This window comes from Halorubrum sp. CSM-61, assembly GCF_003781945.1.
Lineage (GTDB): Archaea > Halobacteriota > Halobacteria > Halobacteriales > Haloferacaceae > Halorubrum.
The window spans coordinates 36,148-49,963 of the sequence record NZ_RJJW01000003.1 but is presented as its reverse complement, the minus strand read 5'-3'; the positions used below and the strand labels follow the sequence as shown (position 1 = coordinate 49,963).

At 68.3% G+C, this 13,816-nt stretch carries 20 protein-coding genes, 1 tRNA gene and 1 pseudogene; 2 read left to right on the top strand and 20 right to left on the bottom strand.

All coding sequences use genetic code 11. The features are described 5' to 3' along the window. Positions 1-3: 3 nt before the first annotated feature. From EDM04_RS05950 to EDM04_RS05860, 19 genes are all read right to left on the bottom strand, one after another. Positions 4-537, bottom strand: coding sequence for a 50S ribosomal protein L6 (locus EDM04_RS05950; RefSeq protein WP_050025364.1), 534 nt, complete (start codon positions 535-537; stop codon positions 4-6). A 2-nt stretch (positions 538-539) separates the two neighbouring features. After that, on the bottom strand, positions 540-932 hold the full coding sequence (locus tag EDM04_RS05945; protein ID WP_004047215.1) for a 30S ribosomal protein S8: 393 nt from the start codon (positions 930-932) through the stop codon (positions 540-542). Between the two features lie 2 nt (positions 933-934). Continuing rightward, positions 935-1,108, bottom strand: a complete 174-nt coding sequence (locus EDM04_RS05940) for a 30S ribosomal protein S14 (protein WP_004597423.1) — start codon at positions 1,106-1,108, stop codon at positions 935-937. Continuing rightward, positions 1,105-1,629, bottom strand: a complete 525-nt coding sequence (locus EDM04_RS05935) for a 50S ribosomal protein L5 (protein WP_123620228.1) — start codon at positions 1,627-1,629, stop codon at positions 1,105-1,107. The genes EDM04_RS05940 and EDM04_RS05935 overlap by 4 nt, the downstream gene beginning before the upstream one ends. Further along, positions 1,622-2,335, bottom strand: coding sequence for a 30S ribosomal protein S4e (locus tag EDM04_RS05930; protein ID WP_123620227.1), 714 nt, complete (start codon positions 2,333-2,335; stop codon positions 1,622-1,624). Before EDM04_RS05930 ends, EDM04_RS05935 begins: the two co-directional genes overlap by 8 nt. Further along, positions 2,332-2,688 (bottom strand): 50S ribosomal protein L24, encoded by a 357-nt coding sequence (gene rplX, locus EDM04_RS05925; protein ID WP_004597427.1) that lies wholly within the window; start codon positions 2,686-2,688, stop codon positions 2,332-2,334. Before rplX ends, EDM04_RS05930 begins: the two co-directional genes overlap by 4 nt. A 2-nt stretch (positions 2,689-2,690) precedes the next feature. Beyond that, positions 2,691-3,089, bottom strand: a complete 399-nt coding sequence (locus tag EDM04_RS05920; protein WP_123620226.1) for a 50S ribosomal protein L14 — start codon at positions 3,087-3,089, stop codon at positions 2,691-2,693. Next, complete coding sequence (locus tag EDM04_RS05915; RefSeq protein ID WP_004047221.1) at positions 3,089-3,433, bottom strand: 30S ribosomal protein S17; 345 nt, start codon at positions 3,431-3,433, stop codon at positions 3,089-3,091. The genes EDM04_RS05920 and EDM04_RS05915 overlap by 1 nt, the downstream gene beginning before the upstream one ends. Further along, positions 3,424-3,882: a ribonuclease P protein component 1 gene (locus EDM04_RS05910; RefSeq protein WP_123620225.1), complete on the bottom strand. Its 459-nt coding sequence runs from the start codon at positions 3,880-3,882 to the stop codon at positions 3,424-3,426. Before EDM04_RS05910 ends, EDM04_RS05915 begins: the two co-directional genes overlap by 10 nt. Before the next feature lie 2 nt (positions 3,883-3,884). After that, a complete protein-coding gene (gene rpmC / locus EDM04_RS05905) occupies positions 3,885-4,097 on the bottom strand; it encodes a 50S ribosomal protein L29 (protein ID WP_123620224.1) in 213 nt (70 codons plus the stop codon). Beyond that, positions 4,097-5,035 carry a 30S ribosomal protein S3 gene (locus EDM04_RS05900; protein ID WP_123620223.1) on the bottom strand — a complete coding sequence of 313 codons (939 nt, stop codon included), beginning with the start codon at positions 5,033-5,035 and terminating at the stop codon, positions 4,097-4,099. Before EDM04_RS05900 ends, rpmC begins: the two co-directional genes overlap by 1 nt. Continuing rightward, complete coding sequence (locus EDM04_RS05895) at positions 5,035-5,499, bottom strand: 50S ribosomal protein L22 (RefSeq protein WP_095636858.1); 465 nt, start codon at positions 5,497-5,499, stop codon at positions 5,035-5,037. The genes EDM04_RS05900 and EDM04_RS05895 overlap by 1 nt, the downstream gene beginning before the upstream one ends. Positions 5,500-5,502: 3 nt before the next feature. Next, a complete protein-coding gene (locus EDM04_RS05890) occupies positions 5,503-5,928 on the bottom strand; it encodes a 30S ribosomal protein S19 (RefSeq protein ID WP_123620222.1) in 426 nt (141 codons plus the stop codon). After that, the gene (locus tag EDM04_RS05885) at positions 5,925-6,647 is read right to left on the bottom strand and encodes a 50S ribosomal protein L2 (RefSeq protein ID WP_004047227.1); all 723 of its coding nucleotides are present in this window, start codon (positions 6,645-6,647) and stop codon (positions 5,925-5,927) included. The genes EDM04_RS05890 and EDM04_RS05885 overlap by 4 nt, the downstream gene beginning before the upstream one ends. A gap of 1 nt (position 6,648) precedes the next feature. Next, on the bottom strand, positions 6,649-6,903 hold the full coding sequence (locus EDM04_RS05880; protein ID WP_123620221.1) for a 50S ribosomal protein L23: 255 nt from the start codon (positions 6,901-6,903) through the stop codon (positions 6,649-6,651). Continuing rightward, positions 6,900-7,646 carry a 50S ribosomal protein L4 gene (gene rpl4p, locus EDM04_RS05875; protein WP_123620220.1) on the bottom strand — a complete coding sequence of 249 codons (747 nt, stop codon included), beginning with the start codon at positions 7,644-7,646 and terminating at the stop codon, positions 6,900-6,902. The genes EDM04_RS05880 and rpl4p overlap by 4 nt, the downstream gene beginning before the upstream one ends. A gap of 3 nt (positions 7,647-7,649) precedes the next feature. Further along, positions 7,650-8,666, bottom strand: a complete 1,017-nt coding sequence (locus tag EDM04_RS05870) for a 50S ribosomal protein L3 (protein ID WP_123620219.1) — start codon at positions 8,664-8,666, stop codon at positions 7,650-7,652. Positions 8,667-8,670: 4 nt separating this feature from the next. Then, positions 8,671-9,537: a putative RNA uridine N3 methyltransferase gene (locus EDM04_RS05865; protein ID WP_123620218.1), complete on the bottom strand. Its 867-nt coding sequence runs from the start codon at positions 9,535-9,537 to the stop codon at positions 8,671-8,673. 190 nt (positions 9,538-9,727) lie between these two features. Further along, on the bottom strand, positions 9,728-10,990 hold the full coding sequence (locus EDM04_RS05860) for a PQQ-dependent sugar dehydrogenase (RefSeq protein ID WP_123620217.1): 1,263 nt from the start codon (positions 10,988-10,990) through the stop codon (positions 9,728-9,730). Between the two features lie 97 nt (positions 10,991-11,087). Here EDM04_RS05860 and EDM04_RS05855 point away from each other — a divergent pair. Together EDM04_RS05855 and EDM04_RS05850 are read left to right on the top strand one after the other, a co-directional pair. Continuing rightward, positions 11,088-11,158: transfer RNA gene (locus EDM04_RS05855), tRNA-Gly, on the top strand. A gap of 620 nt (positions 11,159-11,778) precedes the next feature. Further along, a pseudogene (locus tag EDM04_RS05850) lies at positions 11,779-12,620 on the top strand (aldo/keto reductase). Between the two features lie 21 nt (positions 12,621-12,641). On the opposite strand, the gene gfo6 reads toward EDM04_RS05850, so the two are convergent. Then, positions 12,642-13,745 carry a D-xylose 1-dehydrogenase Gfo6 gene (gene gfo6 / locus EDM04_RS05845; RefSeq protein ID WP_123620216.1) on the bottom strand — a complete coding sequence of 368 codons (1,104 nt, stop codon included), beginning with the start codon at positions 13,743-13,745 and terminating at the stop codon, positions 12,642-12,644. Positions 13,746-13,816: the final 71 nt, after the last annotated feature.

The following is a 13,816-nucleotide window of genomic DNA, read 5'->3' as shown; positions in this document are numbered from 1 at the left end:
TGGTTAGGCACCTCCGGTGGGCTTCTCGACGATGTACACGCCGTCCTGGAAGACGCGCGTGTCCTTGTCGGTCACCTTCGTCAGCTGTTCGATGTCGGCGGCGGTCTGCCCGACGGCCTCCTTGTCGGAGCCCGTGAGCGTGACCGTCTCGCCGTCGATCTGTACGTCCGTGTCTCCGCGGATCGGAGTGCGTCGCTGCGCTCGCTCGCCGAGGAAGTTCTCGATGACGACCTCGTCGCCCTCCACGGTCACCTGCATCGGGAAGTGGGCGTAGTACACTTCCATCGTGTACTCCCATCCGTCGGTGACGCCGTGGATCATGTTGGCGACGTGGCTCTCGAAGGTGCCGACCGTGGCGTTCGTCTTCGCGTCCTCGTTCTCGGAAGCGATCGCGACGACACCGTCCTCGACCGTGACCTCGACGTCGGGGTACCAGAGGCGTCGCGTGACGCTCCCGTTGGGACCCTCGACGGTGAGTTCGAGGTGATCGGTCTCGGCGGAGACGTCGTCCGGAATCTCGATTTCGACTCTGTTCATTGTTAGTAGACGTATGCGATCACTTGGCCGCCGATACCCTCTTCGCGGGCCTCGTAGTGGCTCATGACGCCGTGGCTCGTCGTGACGATGAGCGTCCCGTAGTCACGGGCGGGGAGGTACCGCTTCTCCCACTTCTCGAACTCGTCGGCACCCGCGGAGTAGCGGGGCTTGACGGCGCCACACTCGTTGATCGCTCCTTTCAGTTCGACCTCGAACTTTCCGGCCTTCCCGTCGTCGACGTACTCGAAGCCGTCGACGTACCCGCGGTCGTAGAGGACCTCGAGGACGGAGCCGATGATGTTGGAGGCGGGCTCAACCGTGTACGACAGGTGGCCAACGCTCTCGGCGTTGTCCATGCCGGCCAGCGCGTTGGTGAATGGATCGTTTCCCGTCATGATCAGCTGTACTTCTCGAATCCCATGTCTCGAGCGACCTCGCGGAAACACTGCCGGCAGAGGTTGATGTCGTACTTGCCGACGAGTCCCTGCTCGCGGTCGCACCGCCGGCACGTGTGCCGGGAGTCGGTGCGCTTCGCCGCGTGCTCGCCCGTGTCGTTGTTCGCTTCGCTCATTCCGTTACCTCAACGTCGAAGTTCGTTTCGAGGAACGCGGCCGCGTCCTCGGCGGTCATCCGGTGTTTCGAGGGGATCGAGGCGGTCGCCTTGTCCCGCTTCGACACGCGGTAGCCGGGACGGACGATCGTCGTCGTCACGTCGAGGCCGTAGATGCCGATGCTCGGGTCGTACTCCTGGCTCGGGAAGTCGGTGTGGTCCTCGACCCCGAAGCTCAGGTTGCCCGTGTCGTCGAACTGGCTCCGCGAGACGTCGACGACGTCGAGCGCGGTCGCGAGGAACTCGTGTGCGTCCTCGCCCCGCAGCGTCACCTTGACGCCGATCGGGTCGCCCTTGCGGATCCCGAACTCGGCGATGGTGCGCTTCGAGGTGGTCCGAACCGACTGCTGGTCCGTGATCTCCTCGATGATCTCCTCCGCGTCCGCGAGCGGCTCACCGCCCTGCCCGACGCCCATGTGGACGACGACCTTCTCGAGGTACGGTTCGCGCATCTCGTGAGCGGCGCTGTCGGCTTCACTCATCCGAATCACCCGTCTCGTCGGTGAAGTTCTCGTCGATGACGACGAGGTACTCCTCGACCGTCTCGTAGCCGTCCTCGTCGTCGCCGACGAAGACCGTGTTCGAGCCGGAGCCGAGCGTCACGTCGATGTCGGTCACTTCGCCGATTCGGCCGGCGTGCTGGCCGGCGACGGCGGTGACCAGGGCGCCCTCCTCGTACTCGAAGTGGGCGACGATCTCCTTCGACTCGTTGTCGACGACGATCGAGTCCTTCGTGTCGTACTCGGTGTCGGCGTCCACGAGGACGTTCGTCCCGTCGTGCAGCGTCAGCTGCGCGTCGCCACCGGGGACGACGGACTTGTTCGTAATCTTCCCGAGCCGGCTTCCGGCGGCCTCCTCGTCGACGGAGGTCAGCGCGAGCCGACCGCCCTCGTCGGGGAAGACGCGGAAGTACTCCCCGCGCTCGGGGAACGCCAGGATGTCGAACATCCCGATCGGACGCTGCTCGTCCGAAATTGCGTCCCCGTTGACGAGGACCGAGTCGTTGTTCAGCGCGTAGCGCGCCTCCTTCGTCGAGTCGACGTAGCCGAGCACGTCCCGCAGCAGGACGACGAGCGGAACGCCCGCCTCACCGTGCGGGCCGGCGCCGGCCTTGACGGTGAACGTGTTCGTCTTTCGCTCGACCGGCCAGGAGTTCGGTACTGCCAGTCGCTTCTGATGTCGCGTCATTCGTTATCCTCCTGGAGCCGCGCCTCCCGGCGCTCGTCTTCCAGGTCCAGTTCGGTCACCCGGACGTTGCTCGCCGGGATGGGGCGGGGAACCTCCTCCCCGTCCGCCTTCTCGACGGTGACGTCCTCGACGGTGATCCGTTCCGCGGACAGGTCGACCGAGACGACCTCGGCCTCCGTGCCGGCCGCGTCGCCGCGAAGCACCTCGACGGTGTCGCCGGCGTTGACGCGGACGTTCCGCTGGCCGTACTCCTCGCGGAGATCCTCCGTGAGGGTGGCCCGGACCTGGTTCTGCCGCTCGTGGAGCGGCGCGGTCTCCGACCGTTTTCGCTGTTTGCGTGGCTGTTTCGTCATGATTAGACGATCATCGTCGCGGTCGAGGCGATGCTCCCGAAGCGCTCGGCGACCTCGCGGGCGACGGGGCCTTTGATCTCCGTGCCCCGCGGCTCGTCGAGGTCGTCGATGATGACGGCCGCGTTGTCCTCGAACTTCACGCGCGTGCCGTCCGGACGACGGATCGGCTTGCGCTGGCGGACGACGACCGCCTCCAGCACCTGCCGCCGCATCTCCGGGGTCCCTTTGGTGACCGAGACGGTCACCTTGTCGCCGATACCTGCCTTCGGGTGGCGGTTCTTCGTGCCGGAGTAGCCCGACACGGAGATCACCTTCAGCTCACGGGCGCCGGTGTTGTCGGCGCACGTGATGAGCGAGCCCTTCGAGAGCCCCTGCGTGACGTCGGCCTTGAGCGCCTCCATCACTGATCACCCGACAGGTTCTCGACGACGACGTGGGACTTCGTCTTCGAGAGCGGTCGCGTCTCCGCGATTTTCACTTCGTCACCGACTTCGAGCGAGTCGAGCACGCCCGGCACGTGAGCCGGGATGCGCGAGCGACGCTTCATGTACCGGTCGTATTTCGGTACGAACACGTCGTATTCTCGCTCGACGATGACGGTCTTTGCCATGTCCGTCGACACGACCGTTCCCTCGCGGGTCTGGCCGCGGACGGAGAGCTGCCCGTAGAACGGGCACTTCTCGTAGTCGTAATCCTCCGGGTTGTCTGGCTCCGGAGGCGTGGGTACGTCGATTCCTATCGCCATTGTGTGACACCTTGTTCGGTGCGTTCGGCGGGTCGATGCCGTAACCGCTCGCCATCCACCGTCGCGTAGACCGCGTCTTTGCACTCGCCGCGGTGGCTCGCCGGATCCGCGCCGTCACCGGTGACGACGCTTGCGGATCCGGACGGGCCAGACTGACGGGGGCGGACCCCCGTAGTATCCGACCCGAGTTGGGACGCGGACCCCGACGACTGACCGTCGTCGGCGGCTTCATCTGTGCGGGCAGTCGGTCGATCGACGACCGCGAACTCGAACGTCGCGCCCGACTTGGGCACGCGTTTGTCCCCCGAATCCGTTCGCACCACGAGGGTGCCGAACGTCTCTGACAGCACGCGACCGGCGATGCCCGCGTGGGCGTCGCTGTCGGCGTCGACCACCCGAACCGGGAGGCCGACGAGTTCGTGCCGTACGAGCGTGTCGGGGGAGATCATCGTTATTCGTCGTCGAAGTCGCCTTCTTCCGCCTGGATCGTCTTGATCCGCGCGATCGTCTTCTTCAGCTCGTTGACGCGGCCCGGGCTCTCCGGCATGCCGCCGGCGGCGCGCTGCGCCTTCGAGTTGAGCAGTTCGGTCTCGAGCTCTTCCAGTTCGACCTGGCGCTCTGCCGCGGTCATGTCGCGGATCTCGTCCGTGTAGAGGATCGCCATTATTCGTCCTCCTCGTCTTCGTCCGCGGCCTCCATCTCGGCGACGAGGTCCGCGGCCTCCTCTTCGATCTCCTCGTCGAGCTCTTCGACCTCGTCGGCCTCGGCGTCGCCGACCGGCTCCTCGGCGGCGACGTCGGTCGCCTCCGTGGCCGTGTCCTGCGTCTCCTCGACGACCTCCTCGACGACCTCCTCGTCGATGACCTCAGCGGGGTCGTCGTCGGGGACCTCGACGTCCTCGTCGGCGCCCACGTCGGGCACCTCCTCGGGCTCTTCCTCGAGCAGCGACTCGACGCCCTCGTCGGCGTCGACGTCGACGGCCGCCTGCTCGACCTCCGGGACCTCGGCGTCCTCGCGGATGTCGAAGTCGTCCGGGAGCTGCGCGCCCGGCGGGATGATCTTCACGTTGACGCCGATCGTCCCGAGCTTCATCACCGCGACGCCCTGGCCGTGGTCGACGACCTCCTCCGCGGGCTCGCCGTTGTGCTTGATGTAGCCGCGGTTGAACTTCTCGACGCGCGAACGCGCGCCGGTGACCTTCCCGGACAGAACGATCTCGGCGCCCAGCGCGCCCGCGTCCATGATCCGGTCGATCGTCGTGTGCCCGGCCTTCCGGAAGTACCAGCCGCGCTCTAAGGCGTTCGCGAGACGGTCCGCGACGATCTGGGCGTTCAGGTCGGGCTCGTCGACCTCCTGAACGTCGATCTGCGGGTCGTCCATGTCGAAGCGGTCCTCGAGTTCGGTGGTGATCTTGCGGATGTTCTTCCCGCCCTTCCCGATCACCATCCCGGGCTTTTCGGCCTTCAGGACGATCTGCGTGCCCATCGGCGTCTGAGCGACGTCCATGCCGCCGTAGCCGGCGCGGCCGAGCTCGTCCGCGAAGAACTCGTTGATCTGTGAACGGCGCAGGCCGTCCTCGATGAATTGGTGTTCGTCAGCCATTATTCGTCAGCCTCCGGCTCCTCGATGATGAGCTCGACGTCGGCGAGGGTGGTGTTCCACCCGGTGGCGCCCGCGGCGCGCGGGTTCCGGCCGGGTCGCTCGCCCACCTTGTGGGGAGCGACGTGTTTGATGACCATCTCGTCGCCGTCGAAGCCCTGTTCGTCCGCGTTGTTCTTGACGTTCTCTAAGAGCTTGAGGAAGTCCTTGGCGGCCTTCTCGGGGTACCGTCCCGCGTCCCAGCCGTCGATGTCGGAGCGGTGGCCCGCGCCGGCGTTGTGCTGGCGCATCGGCACCGAGGTCTCCTCGTCGATGACCTCCTGTAAGAACTCCTCGGCGTCGGCGACCGTCTCGCCTTTGATCTCCCGGGAGATCTCCTTGCTGTCCTTCACGCTGATGGGCCGCTCGCGGAGCATCCCCTTGGCGGTGGTCTCCGGGTCGGCCTCGACGCTGTAGTTGATTCCCATGGGTTACTTGAGGGGCACGAACTTCGAGGACCGGGTCGCGCCGATGCCGGCCTGACCGTGTTCGACGGTGCTTCGAGTCAGGTGGAACTCGCCGAGGTAGTGACCGATCATCTCGGGTTCGACCTGCACGCGCTCGAAGCTGTGTCCGTTGTACACGGAGAAGGTGACGCCGACGAACTCCGGCAGGATCGGCATGTCGCGCAGATGCGTCCGGATCGGATTGTCCGCCGTCGTCTCCTTGTCGCGGCTCCGGACCGTCTCCAGCAGCTTCTGCTGTTCGGTCCCGAGGCCGCGAACGATGCTTCGCCGCTGGCGTGCGGGGAGCAGTTCCGCGACTTCCTCTACGTCCATCTCCTGCAGCTCGTCGAGCGAGTGACCGCGGTAGGCGAACTCCTTGCCCTCGCGGCCGGTGCGGTAGTCAGAACTCATTTGTTGCCACCTCGTCCGGTGCGCTTGGATGCGATGTCACCGACCTTGCGTCCCGGCGGGGCGTCCCGCGAGACGGACTTCGGCTGGCCGGGGTGTTGGCGACCGCCCCCGCCGAAGGGGTGGTCGACGGCGTTCATCGCGACGCCGCGCACGCGCGGGTACTTGGTCCCGCGCGCTTTCATCTTGTGGTGTTTGTTACCGGCCTTGACGAAGGGTTTCTCCGTCCGACCGCCGCCGGCGACCACGCCGATCGTGGCGCGGCACTGCGGGTCGAGCCGCTTCACTTCGCCGCTGGGGAGCTGGACGACCGCGACGTCGCGGTCGTGGGTGAGAAGCGTCGCGGACACGCCGGATGCGCGCGCGAACTTCCCGCCGTCCCCGCGGTTGCTCTCGACGTTACAGACCGGGACGCCCTCGGGGATCTCCGCCAGCGGGAGCGTGTTCCCGGGCTTGATCTCCGCGGAGACGCCGACCTGAATCGTCTCTCCCACGCGCACGCCTTCCGGCGCGAGCACGAGCCGACGGTCGTCGTCCTCGAACTCGATCTCCGCGAGCGGAGCCGAGCGGGCGGGGTCGTGTTCGATCCCGACGATCTCACCGGTGATCGTGTCCACGTCTTCGAGCTTCTTGTGCGACAGTTCCGCCTTGTAGCGGTGGGACGGGGCCCGGAACGTCGGGCCGCCGCGTCCACGCCGCTGTCCTTGGATTCGTCGTCCCATATCAGAACACCCCGATGCGAGATGCGATCTCGGTCGCGTCGTCGTCCTCGGAGAGCGTGACGGTGGCCTTCTTGTCGCCCTGCGGGGTCACCTGCGTGTTCACGTCGACGACGGAGACGTCGTATCGCTCCTGCACTTCCTCGCGGACCTCGGGCTTGGTCGCGTCGACGTCGACGAGGAACAGCAGCTTGTTCTTGAAGTCCATCTCGTTCATCGCCTGCTCGGTGACGATCGGGTGCTCGATGATGGAGTTCATCGGTCGGCCACCTCCTCGACGGCGCTTTCGGTCCACAGCGTGAGTCGCCCCGGGTGCGCGCCCGGCGCGAGGTCCTCCGCGTTGACCTCTCGCGCGGTCGCGACGTCGACGCCCGAGAGGTTCCGGGCGGCGCGGGACGGCTCCTCGCTGGTGACGACGAGGACGGACTTCGGCTGGCTGTACTTGCGACCGCGGGTCTTCCCGCGGCCGGCTCGGACGGAGCGACCCTCCTCGGCGCGCTCGATGTCGGCGTCGACGCCGACGGCTTCGAGCACGCCCAGGGCCTCCTGGGTCTTCTCGAGGTCCTCGAACTCGTCGCTCACGACGAGCGGGAGGTCGAGATCCTCGTCGAACGCGTGACCGCGCTCGGCGACGAGCTCGGCGTCGGCGGTGGCCGCGATGGCCGACCGGATCGCGAGCTGTCGCTCCTTGTCGTTCAGGCTCTTCGACTGGTCTTTCTCGGCCTTCGGCGGGTGCGCGGCGCGGCCCGACACGGCGTGCGGGACGCGGCGGGCGACGTTCTCGGAGCGCGGGACGTGTGCGAGCCCGCGACCGGAGCCGAACGACTCCGCGGGGGTTCGCAGCCCGGCGAACTCGTCGGCACCGTAGGCCTGTTTCCGGTTAGCCTGTGCGGCGGAGACCGCCCGACCGATGAGGTCCGGTCGGAACGCGGTCTCGAAGATCGCCGGCAGCTCGACGCTGCCCGCGTCCCCGCCGTCCAGGTCGTGTACTGTTGCGTTCATGGATTATCCCTGGTTGGATGCGGTGGATACGTACCGGACCTCGGGATCGAGGCGCGGCTGGTCGTTCGGCCGGATGGCCGGGCGGAACCGAAGCAGGCGCTTGTCCGGACCGGGCAGCGAGCCCTTGATGAGCGCGTAGTCGCCGTCGACCTCGCCGTAGTTGACGAAGCCGCCGTCGACGGAGGCGTCGTCGCCCTCGCCGAAGTCGATGAGGCGCTTGTTGAGCTCGGTGCGCTGGTGGTAGCCGGTCTGCCCCTGCTGGGGAACGGTGGAGCGAACGCGGGAGGGGTTCCACGGACCGAGGTTACCGATCCGGCGCCGCCATCCCTGGCGGGCGTGTTTGCCCTTCCGCTTCTGGACGCCCCAGCGCTTGACGGGACCCTGGGTCCCCTTCCCCTTCGTGATGCCCGACACGTCGGTGTACTGACCCGCGCGGAAGACGTCGCCGAACTCGTGGGCGCCGCCCTCAGCAACGAGGTCGAGACCGAAGTCGACGCGCTCCTCGAGGGAGCCGCCGCCGACTCGGGTCTCCATGATGTCGGGCTTCTTCTTGGGAACGTTCGCGAGCTCCGAGGGGACGGTGTGGGTGATGACGCGGACGTCGTCGACCGCGTCCTCGTCGAGCAGCGAACGGAGCTCCTCGGCGTCCTCCTCGAAGGTGTCTTCCGCCGGCAGGTCGAGCGCGCGGTCGAGCTCCTCGTGGAACTCGGTCGCCCAGACCTCTTCGACCGGCTTCTTTCCGTACGGCGTCTGTTCGTAGGCGCGCAGGGCCACCGCGTACATCGGCGGCGTCTCGACGACGGTGACGGGAACGGACGTTTCCATCCCCTCACGCGGCGAGTTGGCCTCGTCGTTGACCATAACGACGTGCGTCATTCCGGCCTTGTAGCCGGCGAACCCCTGCAGTGCGGGGGCTCCGTCGTCGTCTGGCCACGATCGAATGCGCGGGACCTCTCGGTCTGCGCGGGTACGCGGGCCGTAGCCCAGCGAGCCTTTTCGTGGTCGGCTTGGTTGTGGCATGTGTTTACTCCGTGAGTGTGAGCGAGCCGAGAGTCACGAACAGAGCCTCCTCCGTCCGGACGACCTCGCTCGCCTGTGCCGGGATCGTATTCAGCCAGAGGTCGAACCCCGGATCGGGTTCGACCGGACGACCGTCGGCGACGGTCGCCCGAATGTCGTCGGGCGAGAGCCCGAGCATCTCCGGAAGCCCTCGCTCGGGCGAGCCGAAGGCGACGGTGTACCCGCCGGCCTCCCGCGCGTCCGAGACGATGTCACCGAGCCGCGAGACGGAGAGTTCCTCCCCGTGTCGCGACGTCGCGACGGCCAAGCCGTCGCCGGCGAGCGCTTCCGACAGGTCCGCTTCCACGACCTGGAAGCCCTCCTCGGGCTTCCCGGTGATGCGGGCGCGGACCGGTTCTCTCGAAGAGACCCTGATGGTGACGCGCTCCCCCTGCTCGACCTCCATTCCGGAGGGAACGAGCAGGGAGATCGGGTGTTCCCGCAGCGGGGAATTGACCCGGACGCGGCCTTCAGGTCCGACCTCGGTCACGAGTCCCTGTGTTTTCGACTCTTCCCCGCTAGGGGTCGAGCCGGTCCGCCACGGCACGCGGAGCGGCGGGAGCACGCCGACGTACCGGAGTTCGTCGCGCTCCCCCCAGAGGTCCTTGCGGAGCCCCGGAGGGGTCGCGGCGTACCCCAGCACGGTCCGAACGTACTCGCCGCCCCGTCGCCGCTCGCCTTCCCTGTCGGGGAAGACGACCAGTCGATCCGCCCGGAACACCGCCGCCGCGCGGGCGACGTAGCCGAGTTTGCGAGTCGCCTCGCGATCGTCCTCGGCCTCCCGGACGACCGAAGACGGAATACATATCGTGAGTCCGTCTTCGGTACGCATCGTGGCGAGACTGTACTCCTCGATTTCGGACGGCGGCCTAAAAGGGTAGCGGTACCGATTTCGGCCTGCGGAGCGTTCACACGGGGTGTGGCGGCGGTTTTCGTCCCCGGATCGAGGGACGGGTTCACACGATCGGGAGTGGGCGCCGATCGCCGACCGCTCCAGCGATCGGGCCGGGCCGGTGATCCGCTCAGGCCGGGACGATCCGCGCGATCGGCGCGTCGCCGTCGTCGACGGCGACGTAGAGGTGCCCTGTGGCCGGCTCGACCGCGAGCGCCCGGACCCGCCAGTCGCGGTCGGCGAGTAAGGGATCGCGCTCGGTGGCCGCGGCGTCGGCGGCGCCTTCGCCCTCGACCGTGAACCGCCCGAGGTACCGCCCGGCGAGCGTCCCCGCGAACAGGTCGCCGCGCCACGCGGGGAAGGCGTCCCCGTCGTAGAAGACGGCGCCGCTCGGCGGGAACCCGCCGGAGCCGCACGGCCAGAAGTGGACCGGCGGGGTCACGCCGTCGCGCTCGTCGTGGGCGGGCGCGAGGGGCTCGTCGGTCCCGTACCGACACGCCTCGCTCGCGATCGGCCAGCCGTAGTTGCCGCCGCGTTCGACGACGTTGATCTCGTCGCCGTCCTCCTCGCCGTGCTCGCACTGCCAGACCGCCCCCGTCTCCGGGCGCACCGCCATCGCCTGCGGGTTCCGATGCCCGTAGCTGTAGATCGCGTCCGCCGCTTCCTCCTCGTCGACGAACGGGTTGTCCGGGTGGGCGTCGCCCTCGGGCGTCAGCCGGAGCGTCGAGCCGAGCTCGTTCGACCGGTCCTGCGAGACGTGGTCGGGCCCGAACTCGGTGTCGCGCCGGTCGCCGACCGTGACGAACAGCGCGCCGTCCGGCCCGAACGTCGCCCGCGATCCGAAGTGGAGGGCGGTGTCGCGGAACGGTTGCGCGACTCGGATCGGGGCGAAGCCGTCGAGCACCGGCGCGCCGTCGGCGTCGAGCGAGAGCCGCCCGGACCCGACGTGCGTCGCCGCCTCGCCCGCGTCGTTGGCCGCGGAGTACGTGAGGTACACGCGCAGATCGTCCGGGTGGTCGGGGTGGACCGCGACGTCGAGCAGGCCGCCTTGCCCCTCGGCGAACACCTCGGGCGCGCCCGCGACCGGCTCGACGCTCCCGTCCGCGGGGTCGACGAGCGAGAGCCGCCCCGGCCGCTCGGTGACCAGCAGGCTGCCCTCGCCGGGCAGGAACGCGAGCCCCCACGGGTTCTCGAACCCCTCCGCGACGGTCTCGACGTCGTACGCGACGTCCGCGCCGTCGTCCGGTGGGGTATCGTCGTCGGATCCGTCCGCTCCGTCGCTCCCGTCGTCGCCGAGACAACCCGAGAGCGCGGGAAGGGCGGTCGCTCCGGCGAGACCGCCGGCCGCGCGGAGGGCGGTGCGTCTGTGGATTCGCTCGGGGAGATCGGTCATCGTTCACGAGTGAGGACGCGCCACCGATGACCCTTCCGCCGACCGTCGTTCGGAACCCTTATATCTCCGACCCGGGCTACGATCGAATGCGAAGCACGCACCGGTAGTGTAGTGGTATCACGCAACCTTGCCATGGTTGCAACCCGAGTTCAAATCTCGGCCGGTGCATTTTCTAACTGACTTCGACAGTTAGCGTTCGCTTCACTTCGTTCAGCGAACTCTCGAACGTAGTGAGAGAAATCTCCGCGAGATTTGAACGCTAACAGTTATTTATAAACGGACAACGGAGCGGCGGCGAATGGCTCCGAATCCCTGCTGTTCTCTTATAAATAGTTGACTCGGTGTCTACGACGAACACCTCCAAAGCCCCAGCCGCGAGGACTCGCGCGGCTTGCTGCGTTCCTCACTCGGTCGCTACGCTCCCTCGCTGCGGTACTTGCTGCGCCGTGCTTCGCCCTCGCGGCTGCCCCTTTGAGTCCCACGCCGCACAGCACCGCCCCGCGCCTCACGCCTCCCCAGCCTCGTCGGTCGCCGTCGCTTCGCTCGGCGACCGACTCCAGCGAGGGACCTTCGGTCCCTCTGGCAGCCGGCGCGTCGCGCCGGCGACCTCGCGCGGTGCTGCTCGCGGCCGTTCGGCCGCTCGCAGGCACGCGCCACCGCCGACCGTTTATAAGCGGTGGAGGAACTGCGCCTACAGTTTAAATACCTCTACGCGGCCCCCGAGAACCGCGACCGAGGCGGGTTCCCCGACCGGTAGTTTCAATCGGCGATCCGCCGAAGGCGTTCGCGTGACCGTACCAACGAAGACGCTGCCGAGCGGCGCGGAGCTACCGGCGCTCGGGCTGGGCACGTACGACCTCAACGACGGCGAGACCGCCGACAGCGTGCGCGCGGCGCTCGACGCCGGCTACGCGCACATCGACACCGCCGAGGGATACCGCAACGAGGCGGTCATCGGGGACGCGCTCGCGGCGAGCGACGTCGACCGCGACGACGTGTTCCTCACCTCGAAGGTGCTCGCGAAGCACCTCGACTACGAGTCGGTGATCGCGTCGTGCGAGGCGTCGCTCGACCGCCTCGGCACCGACTACCTCGATCTGTACCTCGTCCACTGGCCCAACCCCGCGATCTCGCTGCGCGAGACGCTCCGGGCGATGGCCGAGCTCCGCGATCGGGGGCTCGTCCGCGACGTCGGCGTCTCGAATTTTAGCGCGTACCAGCTGAGCTGCGCCCACCACGTCTCTGACGTACCGATCGCGGTCAACCAGATCGAGTACCACCCGTGGTTCCAGCGCCCCGATCTGGTCGACTACTGCCGCGAGTCCGACACCGTGATCGAGGCGGCGGCGCCGCTCGCGCGGACGGACGTGTTCGACGACGACGTCGTCGCCGAGCTGGCCGAGGAATACGACAAACACCCCGCGCAGGTCGTGCTCCGGTGGGCGCTCGACAACGACGCGGTCGCGCTGCCGCGGTCGTCGACCCCCGACCACGTCCGGGCCAACGCCGACCTCGACTGGGAGCTCGACGAGGCCGACCGCCGGCGGCTCGACGATCGGGACCGCAATCGACCGGTGTACGACACCCGGCCCGCGACTGGACGGACGACGTGTACGGGATCGAGCAGTGACGCTCTGACGGGTTTTCAGTCTCAGACTGCGTTGCTGTCCTCGAGATCGACCGGCCGGCCGGTCTCGGCCGATTCGTAGATCCCCCCGAGCGCGCGCATGTCCGCGAGGGCGTGCTCGCCGTCCGGGTGGAACGGCTCGTCCGCCAGGAGTTGGTGGCCGAAGTACGCGAACTCCTCTTCGATCTGGTGGACCTGATCGAAGTCGACGTCGACGCGGGTGCCGTCGCGGACGACGGCGAACCCGCGGTCCTCGCGCTCGTAGAAGGCCGGGTCTAAGATCAGTCGGGCCTCGGTGCCGGTGACCTCCAGCCGGCTCGCGTGCTGGGCGTTCTGGCTCACCGAGCACAGCGCGTCGACGGCGCCGGGGAACTCCAGCCGGAACGTGGCGTGCTCGTCGACGCCGGCGAACGCCTCGTGCTCCGTTCGGGTCCGACCCGACACGCGGATCGGGTCGGCGCCGAGCGCGAACCGCGTCGTGTTGAGCGGGTAGACGCCGAGATCCATGAGCGCGCCGCCGCCCGACAGCTCCGGGTCGAGCCGCCACTGGTCGCCGTCGCCGTCGAGTTCGCCGAGCATCGTCTGCGACATCGTCGCGTGGACGTGGATCACGTCGCCGGCGACGCCGGCGTCGATGAGCTCGCGGAGCCGCCGGACGGCGGGGTCGGTCTGCATCCGGTAGCCGACCATCAGGGGTGCGTCGGCCTCCCGACACGCGGCCACGAGCCGGCGAGCGCGGTCGAGGGTAGCTTCGAGTGGCTTCTCACAGAGGACCGCCTTCCCCTGCTCCGCCGCGGCCTCGACGTACTCCAGGTGAGTCGCGTTCGGCGTCGCGACGTACACCGCGTCGTACGCGTCCGCGACGGCGCCCGATCGGAGCTCCTCGGGGGTGACGCCGGTCACGTCGCGCTCGGCCGCGACCGCCTCCACCGCGTCGGCGTCGACGTCGGTGACGACGGTCGCCTCGGTGTACGGCGACCGCGCGATCCCCGGCAGCGCCCAGTCGCGGGCGAACCACCCGAGGCCGACGACGGCGACCCGGACGGGGTCGGTGACGGCCTCCGGGTCGAGCGTCTCCCAGTCCCGGCGCGTGAACTCGTCGAGGTACTCCGCGAGGGCGGCTTCCATGTCGGACCCTCTGCGGGGGCCGTCGAATAACCCCGGCGACGTGGAGGCCGGGGCGCCTCGGCGGGCCGATC

Coding starts and splice junctions, on each gene's coding strand:
- EDM04_RS05950 (WP_050025364.1), bottom strand. CDS start 537: ATGAACAGAGTCGAAATCGAGATTCCGGACGACGTCTCCGCCGAGACC.
- EDM04_RS05945 (WP_004047215.1), bottom strand. CDS start 932: ATGACGGGAAACGATCCATTCACCAACGCGCTGGCCGGCATGGACAAC.
- EDM04_RS05940 (WP_004597423.1), bottom strand. CDS start 1,108: ATGAGCGAAGCGAACAACGACACGGGCGAGCACGCGGCGAAGCGCACC.
- EDM04_RS05935 (WP_123620228.1), bottom strand. CDS start 1,629: ATGAGTGAAGCCGACAGCGCCGCTCACGAGATGCGCGAACCGTACCTC.
- EDM04_RS05930 (WP_123620227.1), bottom strand. CDS start 2,335: ATGACGCGACATCAGAAGCGACTGGCAGTACCGAACTCCTGGCCGGTC.
- rplX (WP_004597427.1), bottom strand. CDS start 2,688: ATGACGAAACAGCCACGCAAACAGCGAAAACGGTCGGAGACCGCGCCG.
- EDM04_RS05920 (WP_123620226.1), bottom strand. CDS start 3,089: ATGGAGGCGCTCAAGGCCGACGTCACGCAGGGGCTCTCGAAGGGCTCG.
- EDM04_RS05915 (WP_004047221.1), bottom strand. CDS start 3,433: ATGGCGATAGGAATCGACGTACCCACGCCTCCGGAGCCAGACAACCCG.
- EDM04_RS05910 (WP_123620225.1), bottom strand. CDS start 3,882: ATGATCTCCCCCGACACGCTCGTACGGCACGAACTCGTCGGCCTCCCG.
- rpmC (WP_123620224.1), bottom strand. CDS start 4,097: ATGGCGATCCTCTACACGGACGAGATCCGCGACATGACCGCGGCAGAG.
- EDM04_RS05900 (WP_123620223.1), bottom strand. CDS start 5,035: ATGGCTGACGAACACCAATTCATCGAGGACGGCCTGCGCCGTTCACAG.
- EDM04_RS05895 (WP_095636858.1), bottom strand. CDS start 5,499: ATGGGAATCAACTACAGCGTCGAGGCCGACCCGGAGACCACCGCCAAG.
- EDM04_RS05890 (WP_123620222.1), bottom strand. CDS start 5,928: ATGAGTTCTGACTACCGCACCGGCCGCGAGGGCAAGGAGTTCGCCTAC.
- EDM04_RS05885 (WP_004047227.1), bottom strand. CDS start 6,647: ATGGGACGACGAATCCAAGGACAGCGGCGTGGACGCGGCGGCCCGACG.
- EDM04_RS05880 (WP_123620221.1), bottom strand. CDS start 6,903: ATGAACTCCATCATCGAGCACCCGATCGTCACCGAGCAGGCGATGAAC.
- rpl4p (WP_123620220.1), bottom strand. CDS start 7,646: ATGAACGCAACAGTACACGACCTGGACGGCGGGGACGCGGGCAGCGTC.
- EDM04_RS05870 (WP_123620219.1), bottom strand. CDS start 8,666: ATGCCACAACCAAGCCGACCACGAAAAGGCTCGCTGGGCTACGGCCCG.
- EDM04_RS05865 (WP_123620218.1), bottom strand. CDS start 9,537: ATGCGTACCGAAGACGGACTCACGATATGTATTCCGTCTTCGGTCGTC.
- EDM04_RS05860 (WP_123620217.1), bottom strand. CDS start 10,990: ATGACCGATCTCCCCGAGCGAATCCACAGACGCACCGCCCTCCGCGCG.
- gfo6 (WP_123620216.1), bottom strand. CDS start 13,745: ATGGAAGCCGCCCTCGCGGAGTACCTCGACGAGTTCACGCGCCGGGAC.